This is a genomic window from Pseudomonas sp. WS 5010 (assembly GCF_012985565.1).
Taxonomy (GTDB): domain Bacteria; phylum Pseudomonadota; class Gammaproteobacteria; order Pseudomonadales; family Pseudomonadaceae; genus Aquipseudomonas.
On record NZ_JAAQWQ010000011.1, the window covers coordinates 15,637 to 29,581 of the forward strand.

11 protein-coding genes are annotated in these 13,945 nt (G+C 58.3%); 10 read left to right on the forward strand and 1 reads right to left on the reverse strand.

Features of this window, described 5'->3' with window-relative positions; genetic code table 11:
- Positions 1-92: 92 nt before the first annotated feature.
- The 7 genes from dnaK (at position 93) to HBO11_RS26580 (ending at position 9,899) form a co-directional block, all read left to right on the forward strand.
- On the forward strand, positions 93-2,012 hold the full coding sequence (dnaK, locus tag HBO11_RS26550) for a molecular chaperone DnaK (protein ID WP_169955088.1): 1,920 nt from the start codon (positions 93-95) through the stop codon (positions 2,010-2,012).
- A 316-nt stretch (positions 2,013-2,328) separates the two neighbouring features.
- Positions 2,329-3,453, forward strand: coding sequence for a molecular chaperone DnaJ (gene dnaJ / locus HBO11_RS26555; RefSeq protein WP_169955087.1), 1,125 nt, complete (start codon positions 2,329-2,331; stop codon positions 3,451-3,453).
- A 10-nt stretch (positions 3,454-3,463) separates the two neighbouring features.
- The gene (dapB, locus tag HBO11_RS26560; protein ID WP_169955086.1) at positions 3,464-4,270 is read left to right on the forward strand and encodes a 4-hydroxy-tetrahydrodipicolinate reductase; all 807 of its coding nucleotides are present in this window, start codon (positions 3,464-3,466) and stop codon (positions 4,268-4,270) included.
- A 259-nt stretch (positions 4,271-4,529) separates the two neighbouring features.
- The gene (carA, locus tag HBO11_RS26565) at positions 4,530-5,666 is read left to right on the forward strand and encodes a glutamine-hydrolyzing carbamoyl-phosphate synthase small subunit (protein WP_169955085.1); all 1,137 of its coding nucleotides are present in this window, start codon (positions 4,530-4,532) and stop codon (positions 5,664-5,666) included.
- Positions 5,667-5,771: 105 nt separating this feature from the next.
- Positions 5,772-8,993 (forward strand): carbamoyl-phosphate synthase large subunit, encoded by a 3,222-nt coding sequence (carB, locus tag HBO11_RS26570; RefSeq protein ID WP_169955084.1) that lies wholly within the window; start codon positions 5,772-5,774, stop codon positions 8,991-8,993.
- On the forward strand, positions 8,990-9,466 hold the full coding sequence (greA, locus tag HBO11_RS26575; RefSeq protein WP_032862903.1) for a transcription elongation factor GreA: 477 nt from the start codon (positions 8,990-8,992) through the stop codon (positions 9,464-9,466). Before carB ends, greA begins: the two co-directional genes overlap by 4 nt.
- A gap of 28 nt (positions 9,467-9,494) precedes the next feature.
- On the forward strand, positions 9,495-9,899 hold the full coding sequence (locus tag HBO11_RS26580; RefSeq protein WP_169955083.1) for an MFS transporter: 405 nt from the start codon (positions 9,495-9,497) through the stop codon (positions 9,897-9,899).
- A gap of 8 nt (positions 9,900-9,907) precedes the next feature.
- On the opposite strand, the gene HBO11_RS26585 is transcribed toward HBO11_RS26580, so the two are convergent.
- Positions 9,908-10,216, reverse strand: a complete 309-nt coding sequence (locus HBO11_RS26585; RefSeq protein ID WP_029298992.1) for a YhbY family RNA-binding protein — start codon at positions 10,214-10,216, stop codon at positions 9,908-9,910.
- A gap of 105 nt (positions 10,217-10,321) precedes the next feature.
- Here HBO11_RS26585 and rlmE point away from each other — a divergent pair, with 105 nt between their 5' ends.
- From rlmE to folP, 3 genes are all read left to right on the forward strand, one after another.
- The gene (gene rlmE / locus HBO11_RS26590) at positions 10,322-10,972 is read left to right on the forward strand and encodes a 23S rRNA (uridine(2552)-2'-O)-methyltransferase RlmE (RefSeq protein ID WP_169955082.1); all 651 of its coding nucleotides are present in this window, start codon (positions 10,322-10,324) and stop codon (positions 10,970-10,972) included.
- A gap of 200 nt (positions 10,973-11,172) precedes the next feature.
- A complete protein-coding gene (gene ftsH, locus HBO11_RS26595; protein WP_029298988.1) occupies positions 11,173-13,083 on the forward strand; it encodes an ATP-dependent zinc metalloprotease FtsH in 1,911 nt (636 codons plus the stop codon).
- A gap of 8 nt (positions 13,084-13,091) precedes the next feature.
- Complete coding sequence (gene folP, locus HBO11_RS26600; RefSeq protein WP_169955081.1) at positions 13,092-13,943, forward strand: dihydropteroate synthase; 852 nt, start codon at positions 13,092-13,094, stop codon at positions 13,941-13,943.
- Positions 13,944-13,945 lie beyond the last annotated feature (2 nt).

The window sequence follows — 13,945 nt, forward strand, 5'->3', positions numbered from 1 at the left end:
ACGACCCCATTTATAAGTCAAGCGTTTAAGTGCTACCGCAGTTAGCCACCACTGCTGCGGCAACCAAATCCAAAGTTTCGGGAGAGTGAATCATGGGCAAAATTATCGGTATCGACCTGGGGACTACCAACTCCTGCGTCTCCGTGCTGGAAAACGGCGTATCCAAGGTTATTGAGAACGCAGAAGGCGCGCGTACCACTCCGTCCATCGTGGCTTATGCCAACGACGGCGAGATCCTGGTAGGCCAGTCCGCCAAGCGTCAGGCTGTGACCAATCCGCATAACACCCTGTACGCGGTAAAGCGTTTGATCGGTCGTAAGTTCGACGAAGAAGTCGTACAGAAAGACATCAAGATGGTGCCGTACAAAATCGCCAAGGCCGACAACGGTGACGCCTGGGTTGAAGTGAACGGCCAGAAAATGTCGCCACCGCAAATCTCGGCTGAAATCTTGAAAAAGATGAAGAAGACCGCCGAAGACTACCTGGGTGAAGCAGTGACTGAAGCGGTGATCACCGTTCCTGCCTACTTCAACGACAGCCAGCGCCAGGCGACCAAAGACGCCGGCCGCATCGCGGGCCTGGACGTAAAACGTATCATCAACGAACCTACCGCGGCCGCTCTGGCCTACGGTATGGACAAGGCCAAGGGCGACCACACTGTGATCGTTTATGACCTGGGTGGCGGTACTTTCGACGTTTCCGTGATCGAAATCGCTGAAGTTGATGGCGAGCACCAGTTCGAAGTGTTGGCGACCAACGGTGACACGTTCCTGGGCGGTGAAGACTTTGACATTCGTCTGATCGACTACCTCGTTGACGAATTCAAGAAAGAAAGCGGCATGAACCTCAAGGGTGACCCGCTGGCGATGCAGCGTTTGAAAGAAGCCGCTGAAAAAGCCAAGATCGAACTGTCTTCGAGCAATTCGACCGACGTGAACCTGCCGTACATTACTGCAGACGCCACCGGTCCTAAGCACTTGAACGTGAAGATTTCGCGCGCCAAGCTTGAATCGCTGGTTGAAGACCTGGTTCAACGCACCATCGAGCCTTGCCGCATCGCCCTGAAAGATTCGGGTATCGATGTAGGCTCGATCAACGACGTGATCCTGGTCGGTGGTCAGACCCGTATGCCGCTGGTGCAGCAGAAGGTCACAGAGTTCTTCGGTAAAGAAGCGCGTAAAGACGTCAACCCGGACGAAGCAGTTGCCATGGGTGCTGCCATCCAAGGTGCGGTACTGGCCGGTGACGTGAAGGACGTGCTGCTGCTGGACGTCAGCCCGCTGACCCTGGGTATCGAAACCATGGGTGGCGTGATGACCGCGCTGATCGAGAAAAACACCACGATTCCTACCAAGAAATCGCAAGTGTTCTCGACTGCCGATGACAACCAGGGCGCAGTGACCATTCACGTGCTGCAAGGTGAGCGTAAGCAGGCCGCGCAGAACAAGTCCCTGGGCAAGTTCGACCTGGCCGAGATTCCACCAGCTCCACGTGGCGTGCCACAGATTGAAGTGACCTTCGACATCGACGCCAACGGCATTCTGCACGTAGGCGCCAAGGACAAGGCTACTGGCAAGACTCAGTCGATCGTGATCAAGGCCAACTCCGGCCTGTCCGAGGAAGAAATTCAGCAGATGATCAACGATGCTGAAAAGAACGCCGAGGAAGATCGCAAGTTCGAAGAGCTGGCCGCTGCCCGTAACCAGGGTGATGCGCTGGTTCACTCGACTCGCAAAATGATCGCTGATGCTGGCGAAAAAGTGACTGCTGAAGAGAAGACCGCAATCGAAGCCGCCGTGGTTGCCCTGGAAGCCGCTGTTAAAGGCGACGACAAGGCCACCATCGACGCCAAGGTTGAGGAACTGTCGAAAGTCTCCGCGCCGGTCGCTCAGAAGATGTACGCCGAGCAGGACCCGCAAGGTGACGCTGCGGCGCAACAGGCAGAGCCTGAAGCCAAGCACGACGACATTGTCGATGCTGACTTCGAAGAAGTTGACGACCAGAAGAAGTAACTTGGTCGCCCGGTTGACCGCTATCAAGCGGTGACTGGTAGGATGTCGCCGCGCGGGAGCTTGCTCCCGCGTTGGCGTGTCTGGGGTACGGGAATTTTTACAGCATGCGACAAGGTTCGGATGCTGGCGGTGTGATCGGGAATGCTCCTGCTTTGCGATCAACAGTCACCGCGTTTTTAGCTGGGTCTCGGCTGAGAGCAGTAAAGACCAGGATCGTTGAATTTGACGTGAGTTGGGTCCGGGCCTGTATTGGGGCTCAACGAGTTTGGCAGGCTCAGGAGGGTTTTGCCGAACGTCCTTAAGAGTGCAAAGACTTATGGCAAAGCGTGACTATTACGAAGTGTTGGGTGTGGAGCGCGGCTCCAGCGAGGCGGACCTGAAGAAGGCCTATCGTCGCCTGGCGATGAAGCATCACCCTGACCGTAATCCGGATAGCAAAGAATCCGAAGAAATGTTCAAAGAGGCCAATGAGGCCTACGAATGCCTGTGTGATCCGAACAAGCGTGCCGCCTACGACCAGTACGGCCATGCTGGTGTCGATCCAAGCATGGGTGGCGGCGGTGCCGGTTTTGGCGGGCAGAACTTCTCCGACATCTTTGGTGATGTTTTCAGCGACTTCTTTGGTGGCGGTCGCGGCGGTCAGCGCGGCGGTGCTCAGCGCGGCAGCGACTTGCGCTACACCCTGGAGCTGAACCTGGAAGAAGCCGTGCGCGGCACCAGCGTCAACATCCGTGTACCGACGCTGGTCAACTGCAAGCCGTGCGATGGTTCGGGCGCCAAGAAGGGCTCTTCGCCGATCACTTGCCCAACCTGTGGCGGTATTGGTCAGGTGCGCATGCAGCAGGGTTTCTTCTCTGTGCAGCAAACCTGCCCGCGCTGCCATGGTCAGGGCAAAATCATTTCCGATCCGTGCGATTCCTGCCACGGCGAAGGGCGTGTCGAAGAGTACAAGACCCTGTCGGTGAAAGTGCCTGCGGGTGTTGATACCGGTGACCGCATCCGCTTGTCCGGTGAAGGCGAGGCGGGTACACAGGGTGGTCCGACGGGCGACCTGTATGTGGTGATCAATGTGCGCGAGCACGCGATCTTCCAGCGTGACGGCAAGCACCTGTTCTGCGAAGTGCCGATCAGCTTTGTCGATGCGGCCCTGGGTGGCGAGCTGGAGATTCCGACCCTCGAAGGTCGGGTCAAGCTGAAGATCCCCGAGGGGACGCAGACCGGCAAGCAGTTCCGGATCCGTGGCAAGGGTGTGGCGCCGGTGCGCGGCGGTGGTGCGGGCGACTTGATGTGCCGTGTGGCTGTCGAGACGCCGGTCAACCTGGATCGTCGCCAGCGTGAGTTGCTCGAAGAGCTGCGCGGCTCGCTGGCCGGTGATGGCTCCCATTCGCCCAAGACTGCTGGCTGGTTCGAAGGCGTGAAGCGCTTCTTCGGCGACCTGTAAGGACGTGGATATGCGACGTATAGCAGTGATGGGCGCCGCCGGGCGCATGGGCAAGAACCTGGTGGAGGCGGTGCAGCAGCGCTCGCCTCTGTCGGGGCTGACTGCGGCAATCGTACGCCCCGGCAGTACGCTGATCGGCGCCGATGCTGGCGAGTTGGCTGCGTTGGGGCGGATCGGTGTGGCGCTGTCCGGCAGCCTGGAGCAAGTGGCTGATGAATTCGATGTGTTGATCGATTTCACCCTGCCCGAAGTGATGCTGAAAAACCTGGCGTTCTGCCGCAAGGCGGGCAAGGCCATGGTCATTGGCACCACTGGCCTGAATGCCGAGCAGAAGCAGTTGCTCGTCGCGGCGGGCAAGGACATTCCTATCGTGTTTGCCGCCAACTTCAGTGTGGGCGTCAACCTGTCGCTGAAGTTGCTCGACATGGCTGCACGGGTGCTGGGTGATGATGCGGATATCGAGATCATTGAGGCCCATCACCGGCACAAGGTCGATGCGCCATCGGGGACCGCCATGCGCATGGGTGAAGTGATTGCCGATGCGTTGGGGCGCGATCTGTCGAAAGTCGCGGTGTATGGTCGCGAGGGGCATACCGGTGTTCGCGAGCGCGAGACCATTGGCTTTGCCACTGTGCGCGGCGGTGACGTGGTCGGTGATCACACGGTGCTGTTTGCTGCCGAAGGTGAGCGCCTGGAAATCACCCACAAGGCCTCCAGCCGCATGACTTTCGCCAAGGGCGCAGTGCGTGCGGCATTGTGGCTGGAGGGGCGCGAAGCGGGCCTCTATGACATGCAAGATGTGCTGGATCTGCGTTAATCAGTAGCAAAAACGGGCCCCGGGTATTACTCTAGGGCCCCGTTTTTACCCGCTAAGCGACGTCCTGTCGCATTCTCCTGCCTTTTCGGCTCATTAGCGGTGGACCAAAAAAGCCTTTTTCTGTAAGCTACAGCTTTAGTGTGTCCACTAAAAGCGCGCAGAATAATTCGGTGAAGAAGCGGGGTGACGTGTCCATACGTCACTCCGCTTTTTTACAACCTGCGATCGCCCTTTCAGGCTTTATTTACGGGAGGTCTTCTTGACTAAGCCAGCCATACTCGCCCTTGCTGATGGCAGCATTTTTCGCGGCGAAGCCATTGGAGCCGACGGTCAGACCGTTGGAGAGGTGGTGTTCAACACCGCCATGACCGGCTATCAGGAAATCCTTACCGATCCTTCCTACGCCCAACAGATCGTTACCCTGACCTATCCGCACATCGGCAACACCGGTACCACACCGGAAGACGTCGAGTCTGATCGTGTCTGGTCGGCCGGTCTGGTGATTCGTGATCTGCCACTGGTTGCGAGCAACTGGCGTAACACGATGTCTCTGTCCGATTACCTGAAAGCCAACAACGTGGTGGCAATCGCTGGTATCGACACGCGCCGACTCACGCGCATCCTGCGTGAAAAAGGTTCGCAAAACGGCTGCATCATGGCCGGTGACAATATTTCCGAAGAAGCTGCGATTGCTGCAGCGCAGGGCTTCCCTGGCCTGAAAGGCATGGACCTGGCGAAAGTTGTCAGCACCAAAGAGAAGTACGAGTGGCGCTCCACTGTCTGGGACTTGAAGACCGACAGCCACGCGACTATCGAAGCCAGCGAGCTGCCGTACCACGTCGTGGCCTACGACTACGGCATCAAGTACAACATCCTGCGCATGCTGGTCGAGCGCGGTTGCCGCGTAACCGTGGTGCCGGCGCAAACCCCGGCCGCCGACGTACTGGCCCTGCAACCGGATGGCGTGTTCCTGTCCAACGGCCCGGGTGACCCGGAGCCATGCGACTACGCCATCAAGGCCATCAAGCAAGTGCTGGACACCGAGATCCCGGTATTCGGTATCTGCCTCGGTCACCAACTGCTGGCCCTGGCCTCCGGCGCCAAGACCCTGAAAATGGGCCATGGCCATCACGGTGCCAACCACCCGGTACAAGACCTGGATACGGGCGTGGTGATGATCACCAGCCAGAACCACGGTTTTGCGGTGGATGAAGCCACCTTGCCGGCCAATGTGCGTGCCATTCACAAGTCGCTGTTCGACGGTTCCCTGCAGGGTATCGAGCGCACCGACAAGAGCGCGTTCAGCTTCCAGGGCCACCCTGAAGCGAGCCCGGGCCCGAACGACGTAGCGCCGCTGTTCGACCGTTTCATCAATGAGATGGCCAAGCGACGCTGACTGAGTGGCTTGCGGGCGGCCCCGAATTTCGGTGGCCTCCGCAGGCTCTTCAAAGATTGTTCAAGACGGCTTGCCGACTGACCTGCGGATTTGAGTGACAAACCCATGCCAAAACGTACAGACATAAAAAGCATCCTGATTCTCGGCGCTGGCCCGATCGTTATCGGCCAGGCCTGTGAATTCGACTACTCCGGCGCCCAGGCCTGCAAGGCCCTGCGCGAAGAGGGTTACCGCGTCATCCTGGTGAACTCCAACCCGGCCACCATCATGACCGACCCGGACATGGCCGACGCCACCTACATCGAACCGATCAAATGGCAGACCGTTGCCAAGATCATCGAGAAAGAGCGTCCGGACGCACTGCTGCCGACCATGGGTGGCCAGACTGCACTGAACTGTGCCCTGGACCTGGAGCGCGAAGGCGTCCTGGAAAAGTTCGGCGTAGAAATGATCGGCGCCAATGCCGACACCATCGACAAGGCTGAAGACCGTTCGCGTTTCGACAAGGCCATGAAGTCTATCGGTCTTGATTGCCCGCGCTCGGGTATCGCCCACAGTATGGAAGAGGCCAACGCGGTTCTCGAAAAGCTGGGCTTCCCGTGCATTATTCGTCCGTCCTTCACTATGGGCGGCACCGGCGGCGGTATCGCTTACAACCGTGAAGAGTTCGAAGAAATCTGCGCCCGCGGCCTGGATCTGTCGCCGACCAAAGAGCTGTTGATCGACGAATCCCTGATCGGCTGGAAAGAGTACGAGATGGAAGTTGTCCGCGATAAAAAGGACAACTGCATCATCGTCTGCTCGATCGAAAACTTCGACCCGATGGGCGTGCACACCGGTGACTCGATCACCGTTGCACCTGCGCAAACCCTGACGGACAAGGAATACCAGATCATGCGTAACGCCTCGTTGGCGGTACTGCGTGAGATCGGCGTTGAAACCGGCGGTTCCAACGTTCAGTTCGGTATCTGCCCGGACACAGGCCGCATGGTCGTGATCGAGATGAATCCGCGTGTTTCGCGTTCTTCGGCGCTGGCATCAAAAGCTACCGGCTTCCCGATTGCACGCATCGCTGCCAAGCTGGCGATCGGTTACACCTTGGACGAGCTGCAAAACGAAATCACTGGCGGTGCTACGCCGGCGTCCTTCGAGCCGTCGATCGACTACGTCGTCACTAAGCTGCCGCGCTTCGCTTTCGAGAAGTTCCCGAAAGCCGACGCCCGCCTGACCACTCAGATGAAGTCGGTCGGTGAAGTCATGGCCATTGGCCGGACATTCCAGGAGTCCCTGCAGAAAGCCCTGCGTGGCCTGGAAGTGGGCGTTTGCGGTCTGGACGAGAAGCTCGACCTGAGCAACCCGGAAAGCATGAGCATCCTCAAGCGCGAGCTGACCGTCCCGGGCGCCGAGCGTATCTGGTACGTGGCTGACGCCTTCCGCGCGGGCATGACCGTCGAAGACATCTTCGGCATGAACATGATTGACCCGTGGTTCCTGGTGCAGATCGAAGATCTGATCAAGGAAGAAGAGAAGGTCAAGACCCTGGGTCTTTCCTCTATCGACCGCGACCTGATGTTCCGCCTCAAGCGCAAAGGCTTCTCCGACCAGCGTCTGGCCAAGCTGCTGGGTGTGACCGAGAAAAACCTGCGCACCCACCGCCACAAGCTGGATATCTTCCCGGTCTACAAGCGTGTTGACACCTGCGCCGCAGAGTTCGCCACCGACACCGCGTACCTGTACTCCACTTACGAGGAAGAGTGCGAAGCCGCGCCGTCGGGTCGCGACAAGATCATCATCCTGGGCGGCGGTCCAAACCGTATCGGCCAGGGCATCGAGTTCGACTACTGCTGCGTACACGCCGCCCTCGCCCTGCGCGAAGACGGGTACGAGACCATCATGGTCAACTGCAACCCGGAAACTGTTTCCACTGACTACGACACTTCTGACCGCCTGTACTTCGAGCCGGTAACGCTGGAAGACGTGCTGGAAATCTGTCGCGTCGAGAAACCAAAAGGCGTGATCGTGCAGTACGGCGGGCAAACCCCGCTGAAACTGGCGCGGGCCCTGGAAGCGGCCGGCGTGCCGATCATCGGTACCAGCCCAGACGCCATCGACCGTGCCGAAGACCGTGAGCGCTTCCAGCAAATGGTCGAGCGCCTGAACCTGCGTCAGCCGCCAAACGCTACTGTGCGCAGCGAAGATGAAGCCATCCGCGCCGCCAGCAAGATCGGCTACCCGCTGGTGGTGCGTCCGTCCTACGTGCTGGGCGGCCGGGCGATGGAAATCGTCTACGAAGAAGACGAACTCAAGCGCTACCTGCGTGATGCGGTGAAAGTGTCCAATGACAGCCCGGTGCTGCTGGACCACTTCCTCAACTGCGCCATCGAGATGGACGTGGATGCGGTCTGCGACGGTACCGACGTAGTGATCGGCGCGATCATGCAGCACATCGAGCAGGCGGGCGTTCACTCCGGTGACTCCGCCTGCTCCCTGCCGCCGTACTCGCTGCCGCTGCACATTCAGGACGAGATGCGCGAACAGGTCAAGAAAATGGCCTTGGAATTGGGTGTGGTCGGCCTGATGAACGTACAGTTGGCGCTGCAGGGCGAAGACATCTATGTCATCGAGGTCAACCCACGTGCCTCGCGTACCGTACCGTTTGTTTCCAAGTGCATTGGCGTATCCCTGGCAATGATTGCCGCCCGTGTGATGGCCGGTAAGACCTTGAAGGAAATCGGCTTCACCAAGGAAATCATTCCGAACTTCTACAGCGTGAAAGAGGCGGTATTCCCATTCGCCAAATTCCCTGGCGTGGACCCGATCCTGGGCCCAGAGATGAAGTCCACCGGTGAAGTGATGGGCGTGGGCGATACCTTCGGCGAAGCATTCGCCAAGGCCCAGATGGGCGCCAGTGAAGTGCTGCCGACCGGCGGTACTGCGTTTATCAGCGTGCGTGATGATGACAAACCACTGGTTGCAGGCGTGGCCCGTGATCTGATCAACTTGGGCTTCGAAGTCGTGGCCACTGCCGGGACCGCCAAGCTGATTGAAGCCGCTGGCCTGAAAGTACGTCGCGTGAACAAGGTAACGGAAGGTCGTCCGCACGTGGTCGACATGATCAAGAATGACGAAGTCACCCTGATCATCAACACCACCGAGGGTCGCCAGTCGATCGCGGACTCCTACTCCATTCGTCGTAACGCCTTGCAGCACAAGATTTACTGCACCACCACCATTGCTGCTGGCGAAGCTATCTGTGAAGCGCTCAAGTTCGGTCCGGAAAAGACCGTGCGTCGCTTGCAGGATCTACACGCAGGATTGAAGGCATGATCAAATACCCTATGACTGTCCAGGGCGCCAAGGCCCTGGAAGAGGAGCACGCCCATCTGACCAAGGTCGTACGTCCAAAGCTGAGCCAGGACATCGGTACGGCCCGTGAGTTGGGTGACTTGAAGGAAAACGCCGAATACCACGCTGCTCGTGAGCAGCAAGGTATGGTCGAGGCGCGGATCCGTGATATCGAAGGGCGCATGCAGAATGCGGTCATCATCGATGTCACGACCATTCCGAAGACCGGCAAGGTGATTTTTGGCACGACTGTGGAAATCGCCAACGTCGAGACGGATGAAAGCGTGACTTACCATATCGTGGGTGAGGACGAGGCTGACTTCAAACTCGGCAAGATTTCCGTCGGTTCGCCGCTGGCCCGTGCCTTGATCGCCAAGGAAGAGGGTGACGTGGTCGCCGTCAAGACGCCTGGTGGCGTGATCGAGTACGAGATTGTCGAAGTTCGTCACATCTGAAGGACGGCGCCCGCTTCCAGCGGGCGCCATGCTTTGGCAGTTGGCCCAGATGCTCTGGGTTGGCGGCCTGTGGCTGTTACACCTGGGTGTATTGCCGGTTCTGGGCATGATTGGCCTGGCGCCGTTGCTGATCGATGAGATCGGCGGATTATTGAGTGCGCTGCTGGTGGGATTTGCGGCGGCGTGCGTGACTCTCCAGGCATTGGTGCTGGTCAAGGCCGAGGGCTTGGGGAGTTTGTGGCGGGATATGCGCGGGCAACTGCTGTTGATGGCGCTGTATGCGTGCGCAATGTATTGCGTGGTGCGCATATTGCTGCCGGAAGCCTTGCGCTGGCAGCTGTTCAGCTATCTTGTGCTAGGGTTTTCTGGCTTGGTGCTGGTGGTACAACCTGCGCCGGGATGGAGTGGCAGGGCGCGCGAAGCACGCCCGTGACCCTTGTATCATTTGAAGCGGTGAACGTTCGACAATTGCTTGTTGGCGCTGAAATTCTTGCGATACAGCAGCGCCATCTTGCCGATGACCTGAACCAGGTCCGCCTTGCCCACCTTGCACAGTTCTGCAATGGCGGCCAGGCGCGCTTCGCGATCGAGGATATTGACCTTGATCTTGATCAGCTCGTGATCGCCTAATGCGCGTTCAAGTTCGGCTAACACACCTTCAGTCAAACCGTTGTCAGCCACGATCAAAACTGGTTTCAGATGGTGGCCAATGGATTTGTACTGTTTCTTCTGCTCTTGAGTGAGCGGCATAATCTGACCCCTGCGTCTGATCTTGTAAAAAGCGGCGGCCAGTTTACCCGAGCGAGTCCGGGACCGCCCAGTTAATCACGACCCGTTTTATTTTCGAGGTGGCCCGTGGCCCGTTCCAAAACTAGCCTTAACTGGCTTAAAGAGCATTTCAACGATCCTTACGTCAAAAAGGCGCAAAAGGATGGCTACCGTTCCCGGGCCAGCTACAAGCTGCTGGAGATCCAGGAAAAGGACCGGTTGATCCGTCCAGGCATGAGCGTAATCGATCTTGGCGCAGCCCCAGGTGGCTGGTCCCAGGTGACCAGTCGTCTGATTGGTGGGCAAGGCCGGTTGATCGCTTCCGATATCCTGGAGATGGACAGCATCCCTGATGTGACCTTCGTCCATGGCGACTTTACCCGCGATGACGTGTTGGCACAGATCCTCGAGGCTGTCGGAAATTCGCAGGTAGACCTTGTGATTTCGGATATGGCCCCCAATATGAGTGGATTACCAGCCGTGGATATGCCACGCGCCATGTTCCTGTGCGAATTGGCACTGGATCTGGCAGGAAGGGTTCTGCGTCCGGGTGGTGATTTTCTGGTCAAGGTCTTCCTTGGGGAAGGTTTTGACGAGTACCACAAGAACATGCGCAAGCTGTTCGACAAGGTGCAGACCCGCAAGCCTGACTCATCGAGGGACAGGTCTCGCGAGCAGTATTTGCTGGGCCGCGGTTACCGCGGTGTCGAAGGCGCTGTCAGTGATGAGCGTCTTTAAAGGTTTTAAGGGAGTCGATAGGTTTTTTTATATCGCTTTCGTCACGAAGCTTTACGAATATTGTGTAGTCAAAGTTTCACAAAGGGTTACAGACGGCGCCTGCCAGAGTTGTAGGTAATGTAGTAAGTTAGGCCGGTGAATATCATGCGAAGCGCGCGCCAGTAGCGGAGCTTGCTTCAGAGGGTAGTTAATTGAACGATATGGCAAAGAATCTGATCCTGTGGTTGATCATCGCGGCTGTCCTGGTGACGGTGATGAACAACTTCTCCAGCCCTAACGAGCCGCAGACCCTCAACTATTCCGACTTCATCCAGCAAGTTAAGGATGGCAAGGTCGAGCGCGTAGCGGTTGATGGCTACGTGATCACCGGCAAGCGCAACGATGGCGACAGCTTCAAGACCATCCGTCCGGCGATCCAGGACAATGGCCTGATCGGCGACCTGGTGGACAACAAGGTGGTCGTCGAGGGCAAGCAGCCTGAGCAGCAGAGCATCTGGACCCAGTTGCTGGTAGCCAGCTTCCCGATCCTGGTGATTATTGCCGTGTTCATGTTCTTCATGCGCCAGATGCAAGGTGGTGCAGGGGGCAAGGGCGGGCCGATGAGCTTCGGCAAGAGCAAGGCACGCCTGCTTTCCGAAGACCAGGTAAAAACCACCCTGGCTGACGTTGCCGGTTGCGACGAAGCCAAGGAAGAAGTCGGCGAGTTGGTCGAGTTCCTGCGCGACCCAGGCAAGTTCCAGCGCTTGGGTGGCCGTATTCCTCGCGGCGTACTGATGGTTGGTCCTCCGGGTACCGGTAAAACCCTGCTCGCCAAGGCGATTGCCGGCGAAGCCAAGGTGCCGTTCTTCACCATTTCCGGTTCCGACTTCGTCGAGATGTTCGTCGGTGTAGGCGCCAGCCGTGTGCGTGACATGTTCGAGCAGGCCAAGAAGCACGCGCCATGCATTATCTTCATCGATGAAATCGACGCTGTCGGTCGCCATCGTGGTGCTGGCATGGGCGGTGGTCATGATGAGCGTGAGCAGACCCTCAACCAGTTGCTGGTGGAGATGGACGGCTTTGAAATGAACGACGGCATCATCGTGATTGCCGCCACCAACCGTCCTGACGTACTTGACCCGGCGCTGCTGCGTCCGGGCCGTTTCGACCGCCAGGTGGTGGTTGGCTTGCCGGATATCCGTGGCCGCGAGCAGATTCTCAAGGTCCATATGCGCAAAGTGCCAATGGGCGATGACGTGGCGCCGGGCGTGATTGCCCGTGGTACTCCTGGTTTCTCCGGTGCCGACCTGGCCAACCTGGTGAACGAGGCCTCGTTGTTCGCTGCCCGTACCGGCAAGCGCATCGTCGAGATGAAAGAGTTCGAGCTGGCCAAGGACAAGATCATGATGGGCGCTGAGCGCAAATCCATGGTCATGTCCGAAAAAGAGAAACAGAACACCGCTTATCACGAAGCCGGTCATGCCATTGTCGGTCGCGTTGTGCCTGAGCATGACCCGGTCTACAAGGTGTCGATCATTCCTCGTGGTCGGGCGTTGGGTGTCACCATGTTCCTGCCGGAAGAGGATCGTTACAGCCTCTCCAAGCGTGCCCTGATCAGCCAGATCTGCTCGCTGTACGGCGGCCGTATCGCTGAAGAGATGACTCTGGGCTTCGACGGTGTAACCACCGGCGCGTCCAACGACATCATGCGTGCCAGCCAGATTGCGCGGAACATGGTCACCAAGTGGGGTCTTTCGGAAAAACTCGGCCCGCTGATGTATGCCGAGGAAGAAGGCGAAGTATTCCTGGGTCGTGGTGGCGGCGGTCAAAGTGCCAGCTTCTCCGGCGAGACTGCCAAGCTGATCGACTCTGAAGTGCGCAGCATCATTGATCAGTGCTACGGCACGGCCAAGCAGATCCTTACCGATAACCGTGACAAGCTCGACGCCATGGCTGATGCCCTGATGAAGTACGAGACCATTGATGCCGAGCAGATCGACGACATCATGGCTGGCCGTACTCCTCGTGAGCCTCGTGATTGGGAAGGTGGTTCGGGTACTTCTGGCACACCGCCAGTGGTACAGAATGAGCGCCCGGAAAACCCAATCGGCGGCCCGGCTGCCGACCTTTAAGGCTTGAAATGACTTCTGTGTTGTCCTCCACCCGGTTGCCTTGCGGCAACCGGGTTCTTGATTTGGCCCGTACCCACGTTATGGGCATTCTCAACGTAACCCCTGATTCCTTTTCCGACGGTGGTCGCTTCAGCCAGCTGGACGCGGCTTTGCGTCATGCAGAGGCAATGGTGGCTGCGGGTGCGACCATTATCGATGTCGGTGGTGAATCGACTCGGCCTGGAGCACGTGCTGTTTCCCCGCTGGAGGAGATGGAGCGTGTTGCGCCGATTGTCGAGCGAATCCATCGTGAGCTGGATGTCATCATCTCGGTAGATACCTCGACGCCCGCCGTCATGCGTGAGACCGCGCGACTCGGCGCGGGGCTGATCAACGATGTGCGCTCATTGCAGCGCGATGGTGCGCTGGATGCTGCTGCTGCCACCGGGTTGCCTGTGTGCCTGATGCATATGCTTGGCGAGCCCGGGACGATGCAGGACGCCCCGCACTACGACAACCTGGTTGAAGAAGTGACGGAATTTCTGGTGAGTCGCATTGCCCAATGCGCCGTTGCAGGAATTGCACCTGAGCGGATCATTCTCGACCCGGGGTTTGGTTTTGCCAAAACCCTGCAGCACAACTTGAGCCTGTTCAAACATATGGAGTCGCTGCATGCCCTTGGTCGCCCCCTGTTGGTTGGGGTGTCACGCAAGAGCATGATAGGCATGGCCTTGAATCGTCCCGTGGGCGAGCGCCTGTATGGCGGCCTGGCCCTCGCGGCACTGGCCGTGGCCAAGGGCGCGCGCATTCTGCGGGTGCATGATGTGGCCGAGACAGTTGACGTAGTGCGGATGATCGAAGCGGTAGAATCAGCCGAATAAGA